Annotated in this window: 20 protein-coding genes; 13 read left to right on the top strand and 7 right to left on the bottom strand. The window is 46.4% G+C overall.

The features are described 5' to 3' along the window. Together JM642_RS18900 and JM642_RS18895 are read left to right on the top strand one after the other, a co-directional pair. Positions 1–1,038, top strand: coding sequence for an acyltransferase (locus JM642_RS18900; RefSeq protein WP_144346579.1), 1,038 nt, complete (start codon positions 1–3; stop codon positions 1,036–1,038). Between the two features lie 129 nt (positions 1,039–1,167). Further along, positions 1,168–1,725, top strand: a complete 558-nt coding sequence (locus tag JM642_RS18895; RefSeq protein ID WP_239000520.1) for a hypothetical protein — start codon at positions 1,168–1,170, stop codon at positions 1,723–1,725. A gap of 72 nt (positions 1,726–1,797) precedes the next feature. Here JM642_RS18895 and JM642_RS18890 read toward each other — a convergent pair whose 3' ends face one another. From JM642_RS18890 to JM642_RS18875, 4 genes are all read right to left on the bottom strand, one after another. Further along, entirely contained in the window at positions 1,798–2,379 is a 582-nt protein-coding gene (locus JM642_RS18890) for a lipid-binding SYLF domain-containing protein (protein ID WP_037429243.1), read from the bottom strand. Positions 2,380–2,515: 136 nt separating this feature from the next. Continuing rightward, the gene (locus JM642_RS18885) at positions 2,516–3,448 is read right to left on the bottom strand and encodes a hypothetical protein (protein ID WP_037413761.1); all 933 of its coding nucleotides are present in this window, start codon (positions 3,446–3,448) and stop codon (positions 2,516–2,518) included. Between the two features lie 54 nt (positions 3,449–3,502). Next, positions 3,503–3,904, bottom strand: coding sequence for a nitrous oxide-stimulated promoter family protein (locus tag JM642_RS18880; RefSeq protein ID WP_037413759.1), 402 nt, complete (start codon positions 3,902–3,904; stop codon positions 3,503–3,505). A gap of 104 nt (positions 3,905–4,008) precedes the next feature. Next, positions 4,009–4,368 (bottom strand): DsrE family protein, encoded by a 360-nt coding sequence (locus JM642_RS18875; RefSeq protein ID WP_037413757.1) that lies wholly within the window; start codon positions 4,366–4,368, stop codon positions 4,009–4,011. A gap of 253 nt (positions 4,369–4,621) precedes the next feature. On the opposite strand from JM642_RS18875, the gene JM642_RS18870 reads away from it, so the two are divergent. The 7 genes from JM642_RS18870 to JM642_RS18840 all read left to right on the top strand — a co-directional run bounded on the left by JM642_RS18870 (position 4,622) and on the right by JM642_RS18840 (position 10,221). After that, positions 4,622–5,440, top strand: a complete 819-nt coding sequence (locus tag JM642_RS18870) for a hypothetical protein (protein ID WP_037429241.1) — start codon at positions 4,622–4,624, stop codon at positions 5,438–5,440. Between the two features lie 227 nt (positions 5,441–5,667). Further along, positions 5,668–5,979: a hypothetical protein gene (locus JM642_RS18865; RefSeq protein WP_037429258.1), complete on the top strand. Its 312-nt coding sequence runs from the start codon at positions 5,668–5,670 to the stop codon at positions 5,977–5,979. 11 nt (positions 5,980–5,990) lie between these two features. Beyond that, entirely contained in the window at positions 5,991–7,445 is a 1,455-nt protein-coding gene (locus tag JM642_RS18860) for a YdiU family protein (protein WP_203432349.1), read from the top strand. An 11-nt stretch (positions 7,446–7,456) separates the two neighbouring features. Next, on the top strand, positions 7,457–7,750 hold the full coding sequence (locus tag JM642_RS18855; protein ID WP_109277588.1) for a DUF3630 family protein: 294 nt from the start codon (positions 7,457–7,459) through the stop codon (positions 7,748–7,750). A 29-nt stretch (positions 7,751–7,779) separates the two neighbouring features. Further along, complete coding sequence (locus JM642_RS18850) at positions 7,780–8,817, top strand: serine/threonine protein kinase (RefSeq protein WP_037413750.1); 1,038 nt, start codon at positions 7,780–7,782, stop codon at positions 8,815–8,817. Between the two features lie 128 nt (positions 8,818–8,945). Further along, positions 8,946–9,554 (top strand): thiol:disulfide interchange protein DsbA/DsbL, encoded by a 609-nt coding sequence (locus tag JM642_RS18845; RefSeq protein WP_037413747.1) that lies wholly within the window; start codon positions 8,946–8,948, stop codon positions 9,552–9,554. Between the two features lie 454 nt (positions 9,555–10,008). After that, positions 10,009–10,221, top strand: a complete 213-nt coding sequence (locus JM642_RS18840; protein WP_011070699.1) for a DUF1107 domain-containing protein — start codon at positions 10,009–10,011, stop codon at positions 10,219–10,221. On the opposite strand, the gene JM642_RS18835 is transcribed toward JM642_RS18840, so the two are convergent. Next, complete coding sequence (locus tag JM642_RS18835) at positions 10,218–10,439, bottom strand: cell division protein ZapB (RefSeq protein WP_037413745.1); 222 nt, start codon at positions 10,437–10,439, stop codon at positions 10,218–10,220. The two genes, JM642_RS18840 and JM642_RS18835, sit on opposite strands and share 4 nt — an antisense overlap. 179 nt (positions 10,440–10,618) lie before the next feature. Between JM642_RS18835 and JM642_RS18830 the strand changes: the two genes are divergently transcribed. Further along, positions 10,619–12,139, top strand: coding sequence for a Na+/H+ antiporter NhaC family protein (locus JM642_RS18830; protein ID WP_203432348.1), 1,521 nt, complete (start codon positions 10,619–10,621; stop codon positions 12,137–12,139). A gap of 56 nt (positions 12,140–12,195) precedes the next feature. Continuing rightward, positions 12,196–12,552, top strand: a complete 357-nt coding sequence (locus JM642_RS18825) for a RidA family protein (RefSeq protein ID WP_037413739.1) — start codon at positions 12,196–12,198, stop codon at positions 12,550–12,552. A gap of 134 nt (positions 12,553–12,686) precedes the next feature. Here the strand turns inward: JM642_RS18825 and JM642_RS18820 are convergent, their stop codons facing one another. Together JM642_RS18820 and JM642_RS18815 are read right to left on the bottom strand one after the other, a co-directional pair. Further along, positions 12,687–13,022 carry a hypothetical protein gene (locus tag JM642_RS18820; protein WP_203432347.1) on the bottom strand — a complete coding sequence of 112 codons (336 nt, stop codon included), beginning with the start codon at positions 13,020–13,022 and terminating at the stop codon, positions 12,687–12,689. A gap of 17 nt (positions 13,023–13,039) precedes the next feature. Further along, positions 13,040–13,306, bottom strand: coding sequence for a Rho-binding antiterminator (locus JM642_RS18815; protein WP_203432346.1), 267 nt, complete (start codon positions 13,304–13,306; stop codon positions 13,040–13,042). 71 nt (positions 13,307–13,377) lie between these two features. Between JM642_RS18815 and JM642_RS18810 the strand changes: the two genes are divergently transcribed. Then, positions 13,378–14,199, top strand: coding sequence for a DUF1223 domain-containing protein (locus JM642_RS18810; protein ID WP_203432345.1), 822 nt, complete (start codon positions 13,378–13,380; stop codon positions 14,197–14,199). A gap of 154 nt (positions 14,200–14,353) precedes the next feature. Continuing rightward, positions 14,354–15,445 carry a branched-chain amino acid aminotransferase gene (locus tag JM642_RS18805; protein WP_203432344.1) on the top strand — a complete coding sequence of 364 codons (1,092 nt, stop codon included), beginning with the start codon at positions 14,354–14,356 and terminating at the stop codon, positions 15,443–15,445. Positions 15,446–15,467 lie beyond the last annotated feature (22 nt).

The raw sequence follows: 15,467 nt of genomic DNA, 5'->3' as shown, positions 1-15,467 counted from the left end.
ATGAGAAAAAATCAGCTCGAATTTACCTACATGCGTGGCATTGCGATTATTTTTATCGTGCTTGGGCATAGTATTTACAACTCTGAGGAAGGGTTTCCGTTATTGCTGGAAAATTTACTCAGAGGTGGCACGGCGCTGTTCGTGTTTATCTCTGGTTATTTTTTCCATCGGATTTTTTATAAGGACTTCGATTACGGTAAGTTCATGAAGAATAAAGTGCAAAATGTGCTTTATCCTTTCTTAGTGGTTTCTGCTGTTGGCTTATTCTGCTTGAGTTTGCGCTGGATTTTTATGGAGCATCAGCCACTTGAACAGTTGTTGCTCAGTATTTTTTATACCGTACGAAATGGTTACATCTTGTACCCGCATTGGTATATCCCTTTTATCATGGCAGTGTTTTTATTGTCGCCAGTATTTTTATGGTTTATTCGCTGCTCACAGCAAATGCGTTGGACGCTATTTGTACTGAGTTGTGTGGCGGCCATTTTGCTCCACAGACCCATAGGCAACGTTAACTTTATTCATTCAGTCGTTTATTTTATGCCTTTCTATTTGATTGGTATTTTATATTCCCAAGATGAACATCTTGTGTCGCGCTATGGTTCCATTTTAAGTGCGCTAGCAGGGATTTTCCTTATCGTGAGCTTGGTCGAACAGAGTTATATAGTGCAGCATGTGGGTAACTATCATAAAGCACCGTTTGAATATAACGGCATCGACTGGCAGTTTATCCAAAAACTGAGCCTGTGTGTGTTGGTGCTTAACTTCTGTGATTGGTTGTCAAAACGTAGTCGCTTACCTTGGCTTATCGAAATCGCCGAAATGAGTTTTGCGATTTTCTTTATCCATCCGCTGTTCGATATGTTGTTTAATACCACTGCAACGATATTCCGTTTACGTTTTCCGCCTGGGTCTGCTATCACGAGTATTCTGTTCTCGGCAGCGATTTTTCTCTTCCTGATGGTGGGTAGTATTATCACGGCACGCTTTATCAAAAAACGTTTAGGTAACCGTTCTCGTCTTTACATCGGTTGGTAATCCTTCACAAGCACAGGGGAATTAAGTTTAAATTTATTCCCCTGTGTTAGCGTGTTTTGCATTGAATTTCCCATGGAAAACATAATGCAAACTATCACCTTAGCACGTCTTGGAATTGTCGGCCTATGGATGGCAACGCCAGTATTTGCCAATGCGACTCCCAAACCTGTACTTGCCGTAGAACAAGAGGCTTTCTTCAATCAATTAGCCGCCCATTGCGGTAAAGCGTTTGCGGGTAAAGTCGTCTCAAAGGACAGCGCCGATGCGGCTTTTCGTGATAAGTCATTAGTGATGCATGTGCGAGAGTGCAGCGATACTGAGCTGAAAATCCCATTCCATGTGGGAGACGACCACTCCCGTACTTGGGTGATCACTAAAACGGATCAGGGGTTAAGGCTAAAGCACGATCACCGCCATCAAGATGGGACTGAAGATAAAGTCACTATGTATGGTGGCGATACCGCCAGTATGGGAACCAGTCAAAAGCAATCATTTCCCATCGATCAGGCATCGATTGATAACTTTATGCAAAATGGCCTAACCCAGTCTGTCACTAATGTGTGGCATATAGAAGTTACGCCAAACACCTTCAGTTATTTACTCACTCGGGAAGCCCGTCATTTTCAAGTGGATTTTGATCTAACCCAACCACAGCCTTTACCGCCAGTTCCTTGGGGACATGAGTAGGTTAAAGCGTAATTAAAACAAAACCTCTGAGCTTTTCGAGTTCAGAGGTTTTCTGGAAGCGGTCTTGTAATCTTAGTTAGCTCTAGGCTCGAAGGTAAAAGATTGTCCCGCCAGTGCTGCCTCAAACATTAATCCGCCCTTGGCAACGGTAAAGACTGCCATGCCATTGATATAGGCTGCGGTGGCAGATTGATTACCACCGGCTTGACCAGCGCCTGCCGAGTTGCCTGTGGTGCCCGCTTTGGCGTTAGCGCCCATATTGATGGCAACGGCGGAGGCTTGGGCATCAAACTCAAAACTGCCACTGGTGAACTCATTGTAGGATTTGGCATCTTTAAAGAAGATGATCTCACTATAGGCTTGTCCACCTAATTGAAATCCAATAGATAGCTGGGTTAGGCTGGAGTCTCCCATATATTGCCCCGCTTGAAAAACCCGACCTTTGCCGTAGGCGGCGCCAATACCAATCCCACCTTTGCCAACTGTTGGAAAGAGGGCGTAGCCATAGGCGGTATCAAAAAATTTGCGGGTTTCCTTGGCTTGGTGAAAATTTTTTAAAGCCTCAGTGTAACTATCATCTGCTTGCGCAACTGGTGTCAGTAAGCTGGCAATCAAGCAGGTCGATGCGACAACAAAAGATAAAATTGATTTCATGGCGTTCCTCCTTAAGTCTTGGTTCCATCAGACTACCCTTTGTTGTCACAAATGACAGCCTAAAGCTGCGTTAATGTCAGCTCGGATTCAGTTTTTCAATAAGACATGTTGCCAGTTTTGATTGCTAAGCGATGGTTTAGTTCTGAGGTGGATTGGGCGTGGTGGTCGATTTTTCCTTGCTATCGTTCGATTCTTGCTGCAGTTGTTGAATAAATTCAAACTCCTCGGGGGTGAGTACTCCTGAAGATGAAGATTCAACTTTGGGCTTAGGCACTGATAAATGGCCTTTCAAATACGCTGTGCGAGTGATCTGCTTTAGACCATAGGCGGCAAGTAAGTAGAAACTTAATAGTAAGCTTAATCGGGGCAAGGCGTGGGATAAGGCTGAAAGCGAGTCGCCTAGATAAAAAGGCAGTACAACCACAAATACACGCAGTAGCCAGTTAAATAACATCGCTAAGGTTAGGCCAAATAACCAGCGGAAACGGATGAGTTTCAAGGTGTCCTGTGGTGCATCGCTCAATGGCGGTTGACTGACTTTATATTGTTTAAGTAGATGCCAAAGAGCGACAAAATAGGCTGCTGTTTGAGTAAACAGCAACAACGGCATTGCTAAACTCCAGTGGCTGAAATCGATCGTCAGCGGATTATTAAAGAATTCAGCCTGAAACCAAATGGCGTTTTTATGTAAGTTGAGCCGCAAAGTAATATCTATAACTGCAAGCAGTAGTGTGATAATCGCCGGCCAATAATGCCATGAAAAACCAATTGGCTCAGTATGTTGCTCTAAACTGCGTTTGCAATAGAGGTAAAGCAGTGGCATGAGTAAAAAATAAATCGGGGCAAGCAAATTAAATAATATGTGGATAGGAATTGGCGTGTTATCACGGTTAAGCATTCCCGTCAGAAAATACAGTGCGATGAGACTTAGAAAAGCCGCCAATAGCTTTTGATTATTGTCCGAATGATAAAAGTAACGAATATAAATAGCTAACGCGAGGCAATGTAAGCCACCAAATAGGGATAACCACCAATAGGCTTGAGCAAAAAATGTATTAAATTCGTTCATTTTGTCACCTCGACGACCTGTTATATCAGGGAAATTCGAGGCGAAAAAGCATTCCTAGGTATTTTTCTGTGAAATAGCGATGCGTTGATGACGATTAGATGCGGCTTCGGGGACTGACGCAGGTACGGGATGACGCTCGGCCAGTAAGTGTTTGATTGCACGAATGGGATGCGGTAACAGCATTCTCGGCCCCGCGAAAATCATGATCTCTTTGACCTGCGCCTTTTGGGCGGGCTTGTAGCAATGCACTGGGCACTTATTGCACGTGGGCTTATCTTGCCCATAGGGACAACGGTCGAGGCGAACGGCTGCATACTCTAGCAGTGCTAAACATTCTTCACACAGGCCGGATGCCGTTTGGCCTTGGTGCTTAGCTTTGCAATAGATCTTCGCCATCGCGCTAATGGTTTGATGCTCGTAGCGCAGTTTGCCTGTGAGTAGGGCCGCTGAGTCCATGGGAATACCTTAGTCTGTTACTCGGATAATCCCATCATAAGCAGCGGCACTGGCTTGTTCAAAACGTAAGTGTCAATTTATGAAGATGCGCACAAAATAAGACTTTAAATGTGCATTACCTTATCGGCGGCCAGAGTCCAGCGGGTGAGATCCTGTAAGGTGCCAATTTCAGCGCCTTCGAGCAGCATATCCGTATTCACTCCCCGCGCTTGAGCGCAGGTTTTACACAGTAAAATCGGGACTTGCTGAGCACTAAGGATCTCAAACATTTGCTGCAAGTTATAGCTTAAATCAGGCGTTGTCTGCTGTTTGAGTGCCCCAAATACCGCATCTGACATTAAAAAGATTTTGAGATCAACATCTTGCTCGGTTTGATCCTTGAGGGCTAAAGCAATGCGCAGGCTGTTAAACAGTTTTTCTGTGCCGTATGGACTCGCGTGGGCAACAATAAGAATTTTTTGCATTAGGCTTTCCTTAATTTTTTGCAAACGGTCATAAACCTTAGCAGTCTAGCCGAATTGCTTATATCGATTTGCGTGCAAGATCGGATAAAACGGCATAAATACTTGATTTACACAGACACTATGGACTTTAATAGCGGTTAATCACTGCTCAACTTTTGGACAAAACTCCTTGTCAGTCGCAGACCACTGAGTCGTTCTGGCAAGCCAACTGCAATAGCTTCTAACAGGAAGCAGCCATAAAAGGTGAAGAAGAATGAAGGTCATTGTCGTTTTAATACTGATCGTTATCGGAGTGTTTTTATTTCGTCGTGCCCAGCGCTTGGCGAAGGAAGAGCAAGAGGCAATGATGGCAAAAAAAACAACTGAAATGACAAAGGATACTAATTCTTTCCCAGAAGTGGCTGAATCTACGCCCGAAGTTACTCCTCCAGTAAATAATACGCCTGAAGACGCTTCTGCTATTATGAAAGCGCCTGAGATTGAATTAATGCCGAGGGAAGAGGTGCATCAGCCTAGCCGCGCCGAAATCGTTGCAATAAGTGAAGATATTATCGATGTCGATATTCCCGCTGTGCCCAATGAAGACCCTGTGATTATCTTGGCCGACGCCTCTGAAAAAATTGAGAAAGAGGCTGAAATTAAACCTGTATCCTCCGAGGCCGAAGGCCTTGCGACACCAGGCTCATGGGCGAATGTGACATTGCAGCGTGCGTTCGAAGGTTATCAAAGTGCAGAGACCGAACTTGCGCGCTATAACGCGTTACAGGATGTGATTGCAGAGTGTTATAAGCAGCGAAAATCGACTGACTATTTAGCCTATGGTGCAGCACTGTGTGAGCTTTATCCGGCATTATTCCATCGAGCGAATGCCACCAAGCCCAAACAGGTTGAGCTTAAAACCACAGGCTTTATGCAACTTGCAACATTATTAAATGATACTCAAGCCTTTAACGAAGCTATCGCGCTATGTCAGCAGGCTGTCTCACTTGGCTTAACCGACGGTACTGTCACTGGATTCGAAGGCCGGATCAGCCGTATTGAGAAGGCGCAGGCAAAAGCTGCAACTGCATAAAAGTGATAGTAAGAATGACTCTGTTGTCATGGCGTAAGGTTAAAGACTCTGGCATAAGCCAGTTAATTCTAGCGCCTCAAATGCCCATAACCTAAAAGCGGTTATTTAACGGCTAAAAGCCGTGTAGAATCCGGAGACTTACCGCGCAAAAGGCGAACTAAGGTTCGCTTTTTTTATGAGCTATTTTTATGAAGTGTGTTGCGAGTTTCTTGAATCAAATCGTCAAAATGAAATTACCCTTGGTTGTCTTATTTGCCAGCTTGGCTCTTGGGCTGACAGGTTGCACTAAAACCCCGGAATGGACGCTATTTTATTATCCCAAGGCGATCTCGCTGCCAACGACGCCGTTACAACCTGATGATATCAATGGTTATTACGACACTCTCGAACAATGCCAGCGCAAAGCCCATGGATTACAGCGTTTAACGGGGTCAGGTATGAGTGGCTTCGAGGCCAGTGGCGCGGGCGTATATCAATGTGGCCAGCAGTGTGAGTTGAACGATAAGTCAGTGCTGGTGTGCAAGCTGCTCACTCAATAGGGAATGTATTGATGAAGTTCAAACAGGATTTTTTCACCCAATTGCCTGAGTTTTATTCCCAAGTCTATCCGCAGGGCATTAGTAACCCCCATTGGCTCGCTTGGAGTGACGATGCCGCGTCATTAATTGGGTTAAGTCAGCCAACAGATGAGTTATTACAGGGCTTATCGGGTAACGCGGCTGTTGAAGGTGCAAGCTATTATGCGCAGGTTTATAGCGGGCACCAGTTTGGTGGCTACACCCCTAGATTAGGCGATGGGCGTTCGATTATCCTCGGTGAAGCAATCGGCCCTAATGGTACATGGGATGTGGCACTCAAAGGCGGCGGACCGACCCCTTATTCTCGTCATGGTGATGGCAGAGCCGTAATGCGCTCTGCGGTGCGGGAGTTTCTCGTTTCTGAGGCATTGCACCATTTAGGTGTGCCAACGACCCGTGCCTTGGCGGTGATCGGCTCTGATATGCCCGTTTGGCGCGAGAGCCAAGAAACCGCAGCCATTACTGTGCGTTTGGCGCGCAGCCATATCCGTTTCGGTCATTTCGAATTTTTCTGCCATAGCGAGCGTGGTCAAGCCGATAAGCTGACTCAATTGCTCAACTTTACCTTGAAGCAGCATTATCCGCATTTGAGCTGCGATCTGGCGGGTTATAAAGCTTGGTTTTTACAGGTGGTGCAAGATACCGCCAAGATGATCGCCCATTGGCAGGCTATCGGTTTTGCCCACGGGGTGATGAACACCGATAATATGTCGATTCTTGGTGATAGTTTCGATTTTGGCCCGTTTGCCTTCCTCGATACCTTCCAAGAAGACTTTATTTGCAATCATTCCGATCCTGAGGGGCGTTATGCCTTTGGGCAGCAGCCCGGCATTGGGCTGTGGAACCTGCAACGTTTAGCGCAGGCGTTGACGCCTGTGATCCCGTCCGATGATTTAATTGCCGCTTTGAATCAATATCAACATGCTCTAGTGCAGCATTATTTGATGCTGATGCGCGCTAAGTTAGGACTCGCTGAGCGAGCGGATTCGACAGCCGAGCAGGATCAAAAGGACTTAGAACTCATTGGCCGCTTTACCGTGTTGATGGAGAAAAATCAGCTGGATTACAGCAACACTTGGCGTCGATTTGGTCAGCTTGATCCTAGCAGTGTGCACTCGCCTTTGCGGGATGATTTTATTGATCTCAACGAGTTCGATACTTGGTATCAGGCATATCAGGTGCGGCTTGGTAAGGTTACTGATGTTGAGGCGTGGCAGCAGGCGCGTAATAACATCAATCCCAAGTATATTTTGCGCAACTATTTGGCCCAAGAAGCGATTATCGCCGTTGAAGAAGGGGATCTTGCGCCGTTACAGCGTTTGCACCAAGTGTTGCGTCAACCGTTTAGCGAGCAAGCTGAGCATGACGATCTGGCCAAGCGTCCTCCGGATTGGGGGCAAGGGCTGATTATGTCGTGCAGTAGTTGATGGAAGTAAAGATGAAATTAAACGCCATTCAGTTAGATAGCGCCGCGTTAAGCTTAAGTGTGAGCGGTGATATCGATTTTGATCATTTCGAAACCTTTGCCGAGCCGTTAGCCCAGGCCCTAGATTGCCGCGTGCGCGAGCGTCAATGGGGAGCCGATCGTCATCAATGGTTATTGGAGTTTGAAGGTACACCACTTTGGCTCAATTATGAGTTTTACGGCAATATCTGTTGGCTGAGTGTGGAGCGTGAGGCTGATGTTGAGGTGCTAGAATACCTTGCCACGCTGTTAAGCCGCCACTTATGAGCGCGCCACCATTTAATGAGAGAGTTCCAATGAGCCTAGATACGTTAAATCAACACCAAAGTGCCATCGATAATGCTGATTCGGGGGCGGCCTTTGCTTTTCAAGCTCTAACACCGGATTTGATTTTAGATGCTATCGAAAGTCTTGGCATTTACCCTGAAACGGGCCTACTTGCACTCAATAGCTACGAAAACCGCGTGTATCAATTTCGCAGTGATGAAGGGCGGCGCTATGTAGTGAAGTTTTATCGTCCAAATCGTTGGACCGATGCGCAAATTCAAGAGGAGCACGATTTTGCCCTCGCGCTTGCCGAGCAGGAAATCCCGATGGCGGTGCCAGCCTTAGTGCAAGGGCGTACCTTGCACCATTTCCAAGGTTTTCGGTTTGCACTGTTTCCTTCTATCGGTGGTCGAGCCTTTGAGGTCGATAATTTAGAACAGTTGGAATTTGTTGGCCGTTTTATCGGTCGTATACATCAGTACGGCGCACAGTCGGTTTTTCATGCCCGCGAACCGCTCAATCCGCAAATCTTAGGCGATGAGCCTTTGGCGTGGTTGAAACAATCAGAATTGGTGCCGACTTCTCTACGGGTCGCCTTTTTCACTGTGGTCGAACAAGTGCTGGCGAAGGTCAACACCGTTTGGTCGCAGCAATGTTTCAAACCGATTCGCTTGCATGGTGATCTACACCCAGGGAATATTCTTTGGACACCCGATGGGCCGGGTTTTGTGGATTTAGACGATGCCCGTATGGGACCTGCCATTCAAGATTTATGGATGATGCTAACGGGGGATAGGGCGCAGCAGCAACTGCAACTCGAGATATTGCTCGAAGCCTATGAGGAATTTTGTGAATTCGATACGCGGCAACTGGCGTTGATTGAACCCCTACGCGCATTACGGATGGTGCACTATAACGCTTGGATTGGCAGGCGTTGGCAAGATCCGGCTTTCCCTATGCATTTCCCATGGTTTGGGGATGAAAAGTATTGGGAGCAGCAGATTTTGGCATTTAAGGAGCAACTCGCGGCGCTTAATGAACCACCGCTAAGTTTGATCCCTTACTAAATGTGTGAACAGGGTGGGATTTACGAGGCTCTCTTGCCTAACGGATTGAACTCTCAGCTTGAGTTACACTCAAAAAATGAAATATGTTAGGCTCCAGCTATTTTAGATAATTGATTTAAGGAAAATTCATGAAAAAAGCATTACTTATGGCGGCAGCGCTGTTATTGGCTCCATTAGCGGTTTCGGCAGCGGAATACAAAGAAGGCGTACATTACACTGTGATTAATGATGGTCCCGCGACAGCTAAACCTGAAATCACCGAGTTTTTCTCTTTCTATTGCCCACATTGCTACAACTTTTCGAAAACGGTTGTGCCTAAAATTTTGGCTGAAAAGCCAGCAGGTGTGGAATTTAACCAAGCCCACGTTGATTTTATTGGCAAAGAAATGGGCGTAGAGATGTCACGCGCTTTTGCGGTTGCTCATCAACTCAATGTCGATGAAAAAATCGATGCGGCTTTATTTGCTGCCATCCATGACAAGAAACAACACTTTACTAGCCGTGACGATGTGCGTGCCTTATTTGTGGCTAATGGCGTTGATGGTAAAGCTTTTGATGCCGCAGCGGATTCATTTATGGTCAAAGCCCAAATGGCGAAAATGAAGCGCGATACTGAAAACGCGAAACTTTCTGGCGTGCCTGCGCTCGTGGTGAATGGCAAATACCGTGTTGAAACGGGTGCGATTAAGTCCTATGACGAGCTATTAGACATTGCATATTACTTAGCGAGAAAGTAATTATCTTAGGATTGCGGTGATTTAGTCATCTAATTGCCATCTAACTCATTGATAATTAATAAGTAACACAAAAGGAGCCGAGCGCTCCTTTTTTATTGGCCGCATCAAATTGTCCACGATACGTTGAACCAGTTTTGCGGAGAATGCGTATTAGGATTTAGGCAAAAAAAAACCGTACTTCCGATAATGGAGAGTACGGACTTGAGCCATATGGCTCATTTTTACCCTGAGTAACACGGATGATTTTAGATAAGCGTCAAAATAATGTCAATAGTCAAAATATTGACACTTGGGTTTGTGTTTATCATTGCTTTATTTTTATAAATTAAATCAATTTGTTATTTTGTATTTATTGTAAGTTTTGAAAATAATTCTTTATCGATGAAACTCAATTGGACATCTTTCTGTCAAATGACTGTGGTCAATAACAACAAAAATGCCTGTAGGGGGTTATATGAGAGTTTTCCCTGTCTACGCACCTAAGCTTATTGTTAAGCATGCGCGTATTTTTCTCACTGGCGTGATATGGGTAAAAGACTTAGGTCGATTGGAATTTGAAAAAGGAAGATTTTTATTACCGAGAAAAAGCCTGCCAAAAGTAAAGCAGGCTATCTTAGAGCTGAACGAATTGATTGAAGCGCAGAATCATCAAACTAAAACAGCTTAGATTTCACTATTGAGCAAGCCAACAAGTCCGGTAACTTTCTCGTTCCAAGAACTCAGTTCTTGCTGCAATTGTTGGTTTTGCTCACTTAATTGTTGGTTTTGCTCACTCAAGGTTGACGTCTTTTGCTTCTCTTCCTCTAGCTCCATTTTTAGAAGCTCGATAGTTTCGAGTGTAGCCTGGATCTTGGTTTCCAGTTTGGACAGTAATTCAAGGCTCATCTGGAGAGTCCTATAGTTTCTGGATGGGACTGTGATTCTAGCAGTGCCAAGAGCATAAGGAATAGCAGTCTTTGCCGTTTGGCTAAAAAATACCCGATAACGGAGTGCTAATTTAAGTTTTTTTGCATTTGTTATTAACTCGTTAGTACTCTTGGTTTTATTTATTATCGGAATGGCCCATGACATCAAGCCTGCTCGCCATAATTCCCCTGTTATTAACCTTAGTGTTAGCCCTATGGTTGCGACGTACCTTAGTTGCCCTAGGTGTTGGTATCCTCTCGGGCGCCTTGATTATTGCCCACTTCAATATACTGCAAAGCTTAAGTTATCTTGTGGAGATAGGCGTTAAGCAGTTTTATAGCCAAGATGCATGGCAATGGTGGCATTTAAACGTGCTAATGGCCATGTTATTGCTGGGGAGCATGACACAGCTACTTGCCCGAAGTGGTGCGGTAGGGCAGTTCGGTGACTGGTTATATCACCGTATTCGTACGGGCCGACAAGCGCGTATTGGTGTCGTATTGCTGGGTTGGTTAGTGTTTATTGATGGTATTTTTAGCTGCCTTGCCGTGGGCCATGTGTGCCAACCGTTGAGCCAGCGTTATGGTATTCGTCAGACGCAACTGGCTTATTTAGTAGACTCTAATGCGTCGCCGCTTTGTTCACTCTTGCCTTTTTCTAGCTGGGGGCCCTATGTGATGGCGCTACTGGCGGGACTCAGCTTTTTACCCGTTTCAGCCCTTGAAGCCTTTATCGAGGTGGCCTTATCCAATTTTTATGCGATTACGACTTTAGGTTTGTCGTTGATTGTGGCCTGGTTTGGGGTCGGATTTCATCCTGTGGAGAGGGCTGCGTTGGGAGCTGAGCCGCTGGATGCTGATCATGTTGAAATTGTATCGCCTAGCACTCAAGGGAATCCTTGGCTGTTGTCCATTCCGATGCTGACCTTACTGTGCGCCTCTGTCGGTTTAACTCTCTGGTCTGGCGCGCAGCAGGTGCCGTCATGGGATATTTCGGCCTGGTTAGCCAAAGCTGATATTGGCGCTGCGATGCGTGATGCGTGTTTGTTATCGACGTTAGTGACTCTAGTGTTGTTGCTGCTGTCGGGCCGAAGCATTGGGAAACTGCTGGGCGATTTAGCCCATGGGGTTCGGATGATCGCCTTTGCTATCGCGATTTTACTCTGCACTTGGATGATAGGTGCTGTAATCCAAGATCTGGGCGTGGCGAGTTTATTGGCCGATTGGGCAAAATGGTATTTATCCCCCAGTTTGCTGGTGGCGGGGATGTTCCTACTCTGCGCTATCATGGCCTTTGCCACTGGCTCAAGCTGGGGAACCTTTGCGATTATGATCCCCATCGGCGGAGAAATCGCCCATAACATGGATGCCAGCTTGCTGTTACCTGTATTAAGTGCGGTGATGGCAGGCTCGGTGTTTGGCGATCACTGCTCGCCGATTTCCGATACCAGCGTGCTGAGCGCGACGAGCTCAGGCTGTTTACCCCATGACCATGTGGTGACCCAATTACCTTTCGCACTTATTGCTGCTGTTGCGGCATTGGTGGGATTTCAGTTAGTCAATTTATCTGTGGCAACAGTTTTTGTATGGTGTGGCGTGATATTTACGGCGCTAGGTTTGCTCATGCTCATGACGCGCTTTTATCCACCCTGGGTGGGCGCTCGTTCGCAGACAAACTGAGCCTTTCGGGGTAAAATGGTCACAGAATTAACTATCTGATTTAAGAGATTATCCCTATGAGCATTACCCGTTTAGATGTTGGTACACGTATGAGCAGCATAGTGATCCACCAAGGCACAGTGTACTTATGTGGCCAAGTGGCGAAGGATAAGTATCAAAACATCACCGAACAAACGACGACTATGCTAGAGGAAGTTGATACCCTGTTAGCGCAGGCGGGCAGTTCCCGTGAGCACTTGTTGTCAGCCACTATCTATCTAAAGGATATGAATGACTACGATGCCATGAATGCCGTTTGGGACGCTTGGGTACCACAAGGTCATGCGCCTGCCCGTGCCTGTGTACAGGCGGCGATTGCCGAGCCCGAATATTTGGTTGAAGTCTCTGTGATTGCAGCTGTAGCCAAGGCGTAAACCGATCTACAGCTAAGTCAGTCGTAAAGCCAAGTTAATACTTGGCTTTATTCGTCATCAGGTAATTGCTGCCAGAGATTCTGGTGTCATATCCGTCGCAACAACGCGATTTTCAATTAGAACAAGATCTTCAGTTAGAAATAGCGAGCCAGATTTGCCGGAATATTTGGGCTGTGCGAGGCATAATGTGCCTGCAAGCCTTGGGAGATGGCTTCAATATCCAGTGTTGGTAAATCTTGCGCTATGATGGCCGCAGCCCAAGATGCGTGGAGCTTGAGTTGAGTATAATGTTCAGTTTCAACAAACCGTGCCAACGAATAACGGCTGCCACCCAATCCGTGTCCCCAACCTTCGCTAACCTCAAAGGGGGAATCGAGTCGCTTGCTATCAAACTCCACCAAGTAGGGGGATTGGCCGTGGTGACCTCCAGTCCAATCGCCTAATTCCAACAGCAGAATCATCCTTGCCATTTATTTTTGCTCCTTTGTTATTGGCTCGCAATCATAACACGGCCAAAACTAGCAGTGGGATCCGTGGGCGTGATGGCGATAATGCTATCTAGCCGCAGTGTTTGCTGGCCCGCTTGATGTTCAACGACTAGCCATTCAGTCTTATCTGCATGGGTCTGAGTCGTAATTGCCCGTGCTTGGCACTGGCTGCCGTCCTGTAACTCAATCTTGAGCCAATAGCTCCGAAGGCAAGCCAGCTCAAGGTAGTCATAATGGGCACAGGGGATCATTTTATAGTCAGACATCATCTTTCTTCTCAGTTGAATGATTTAGGTGCAATTCAAGGTCTCATCACTCAGTGATAGGAGGATTGAATATGAAATGCATCTTACTCGTTGGTCTTTTGTGGTTGCAGTGGTGGCAACCTGTATTTGCTCAGACATTGGCCCCATTTCAAGCGCAGAGTGCCGTGACCCGTCCTTATATTATCGAACTTTACACCTCGCAGGGATGCAGTAGTTGTCCGCCCGCCGAAGCTTGGTTATCTGGGCAGTTTAACCAGACCGATTTATGGCAGAAATATTTTCCGCTAGCCTTTCATGTGACCTATTGGGATTACCTTGGTTGGCGGGATATTTTTGGTCAAAAAGTATTTAGTGAGCGCCAATATCAACATTTAAACCAAAAGCATACACGGCAAGTGTATACGCCACAGTTTGTGATTAATGCTAAGGAGTGGCGTGGCTGGTTTTCGGGTGAATTAACCGAGATTTTTGCCGTGCCTCAACCTGAGGTGGGTGTGCTTAAAGTGCGTATCGCCAACCAGCAGCTTGAGGCGAGTTTTGTGCCACAGCAACCTTGGGGGCAGCATAAAGATTTGAGTCAAGCACGTTTACAGTTAGCACTCGTCGGCTCAGGGTTAACTAGTGAAATTAAACGCGGTGAGAATCGCCATAAGCAGTTAACCCATGACTTTGTTGTATTTAGCATGCAATCAATCCCTGTGAGTGTCCGTGCGACGGAGTTTGTTGCATCAGATTCAGCACTGTATTTTGAGCAATATCTCAATAGCATTCCGGCTACGGCGAAGAAGGCACCTCATTTAGCTTGGGTGGTGTGGTTAACGCTAAATGAAGAGCCCATACAAGCCGTCGGTGGTTGGCTTGAGGCGAAGCAGGGGGAAATCCAAAGTCAATAAGGGAAGTAGAATCAACCTATTCAAGATTACGGCAAGCTAATAAGACATTTTTGCTGGGTTATTTTATTGGCTAAGACTTTTAGATGAATCTCACCTATTGACTTTATTCCTGTCGCTACCTAGTCTGCTTGTTCAGTAATCAAGGTGGTATGCGATGGAAATAAAATACGATTTAAAACCTGCGTCCGAACGCCGTACTGAGCAATTCAAGCCCGAAGGAAATGTGGGCTTCGGTAGCCTCAGAACCGATCATATGTTTTTAATGGATTATCGCGATGGTGAGTGGCGCGATCCTCGTATTGTGCCCTATGGCCCGTTTGAAATGGCGCCGGGTGCGATGGCCCTGCATTATGGTCAGTCAATCTTCGAAGGCGCCAAGGCCTTTATGCATCAAGATGGCGAAATTTACACGTTCCGCATCAACAAAAACGCCGAGCGTATGAATCGCTCTGCGGATATTGTCTGTATTCCTAATATTGATGAGCAGATGCAAATCGATGCGATCAACGCCTTGATCGACGTAGACCGTCTTTGGTTCCCGATGCAAGAAGGTGCCTGTTTATACATTCGCCCCTTTATTTTTGCGACCGAAGACCGTCTGTCTGTAAGCCCAAGTTCGCGCTACACATTCTGCGTGGTGTTAAGCCCAAGTGGTGCTTACTACGCGGCGGGTGTGAATAAAGGCATTCGTCTACTGATCAGCAAGACTTACCATCGCGCCGTATCGGGTGGTACTGGCGCCTCTAAAGCAGCGGGTAACTATGCTGCCTCATTGCGTGCGGGTAAAGCTGCCGCACAGTTTGGTGCATCACAGGTGCTGTATTTAGATGCGAACAACCAACAGATTGAAGAAGCGGGCGCGATGAACCACTTCCACATTCTGAAAGATGGCACAGTGATCATCCCAACCTTCACCGATACCATTTTAAAATCGATTACCTCGCAATCTATTATGGAGCTGGGTGAATTGCTCGGCTGCGAAGTGCGCCAAGAGACGGTCATGCTGGATAAGTTTATCGCCGATATCGAATCCGGTGAGATTATCGAAGCGGGAGGTTTTGGGACTGCTGCCGTAGTGTCTGCTGTCGGCTCCTATATTTTTGAAGATGGTCGAGTGGTGACTGTGGGCAACGGTGAAGTAGGTGAGCATATTCAACGCATCTACAAGCTGTATACCGATATCCAGAAAGGCCATATTCAAGGCCCTGATGGCTGGGTGAGACGCGTTGAGCGTATCGCATCTTAATAGTTTCTAAATCAATACGATA

The organism is Shewanella sp. LZH-2, assembly GCF_016859145.1.
Classification (GTDB): Bacteria; Pseudomonadota; Gammaproteobacteria; order Enterobacterales; family Shewanellaceae; genus Shewanella; species Shewanella xiamenensis.
Note: the sequence above shows the minus strand (reverse complement) of the source record. Positions and strands in the feature narration are given on the sequence as shown.

Bases quoted from the DNA above. Each gene is read 5' to 3' on its own strand.
- JM642_RS18810 (WP_203432345.1), top strand. From the start codon at position 13,378: ATGAAATGCATCTTACTCGTTGGTCTTTTGTGGTTGCAGTGGTGGCAA.
- JM642_RS18885 (WP_037413761.1), bottom strand. From the start codon at position 3,448: ATGAACGAATTTAATACATTTTTTGCTCAAGCCTATTGGTGGTTATCC.
- JM642_RS18845 (WP_037413747.1), top strand. From the start codon at position 8,946: ATGAAAAAAGCATTACTTATGGCGGCAGCGCTGTTATTGGCTCCATTA.
- JM642_RS18880 (WP_037413759.1), bottom strand. From the start codon at position 3,904: ATGGACTCAGCGGCCCTACTCACAGGCAAACTGCGCTACGAGCATCAA.
- JM642_RS18835 (WP_037413745.1), bottom strand. From the start codon at position 10,439: ATGAGCCTTGAATTACTGTCCAAACTGGAAACCAAGATCCAGGCTACA.
- JM642_RS18830 (WP_203432348.1), top strand. From the start codon at position 10,619: ATGACATCAAGCCTGCTCGCCATAATTCCCCTGTTATTAACCTTAGTG.
- JM642_RS18860 (WP_203432349.1), top strand. From the start codon at position 5,991: ATGAAGTTCAAACAGGATTTTTTCACCCAATTGCCTGAGTTTTATTCC.
- JM642_RS18865 (WP_037429258.1), top strand. From the start codon at position 5,668: ATGAAATTACCCTTGGTTGTCTTATTTGCCAGCTTGGCTCTTGGGCTG.
- JM642_RS18870 (WP_037429241.1), top strand. From the start codon at position 4,622: ATGAAGGTCATTGTCGTTTTAATACTGATCGTTATCGGAGTGTTTTTA.
- JM642_RS18850 (WP_037413750.1), top strand. From the start codon at position 7,780: ATGAGCCTAGATACGTTAAATCAACACCAAAGTGCCATCGATAATGCT.
- JM642_RS18820 (WP_203432347.1), bottom strand. From the start codon at position 13,022: ATGGCAAGGATGATTCTGCTGTTGGAATTAGGCGATTGGACTGGAGGT.
- JM642_RS18840 (WP_011070699.1), top strand. From the start codon at position 10,009: ATGAGAGTTTTCCCTGTCTACGCACCTAAGCTTATTGTTAAGCATGCG.
- JM642_RS18875 (WP_037413757.1), bottom strand. From the start codon at position 4,368: ATGCAAAAAATTCTTATTGTTGCCCACGCGAGTCCATACGGCACAGAA.
- JM642_RS18855 (WP_109277588.1), top strand. From the start codon at position 7,457: ATGAAATTAAACGCCATTCAGTTAGATAGCGCCGCGTTAAGCTTAAGT.
- JM642_RS18825 (WP_037413739.1), top strand. From the start codon at position 12,196: ATGAGCATTACCCGTTTAGATGTTGGTACACGTATGAGCAGCATAGTG.
- JM642_RS18900 (WP_144346579.1), top strand. From the start codon at position 1: ATGAGAAAAAATCAGCTCGAATTTACCTACATGCGTGGCATTGCGATT.
- JM642_RS18890 (WP_037429243.1), bottom strand. From the start codon at position 2,379: ATGAAATCAATTTTATCTTTTGTTGTCGCATCGACCTGCTTGATTGCC.
- JM642_RS18805 (WP_203432344.1), top strand. From the start codon at position 14,354: ATGGAAATAAAATACGATTTAAAACCTGCGTCCGAACGCCGTACTGAG.
- JM642_RS18895 (WP_239000520.1), top strand. From the start codon at position 1,168: ATGGCAACGCCAGTATTTGCCAATGCGACTCCCAAACCTGTACTTGCC.
- JM642_RS18815 (WP_203432346.1), bottom strand. From the start codon at position 13,306: ATGTCTGACTATAAAATGATCCCCTGTGCCCATTATGACTACCTTGAG.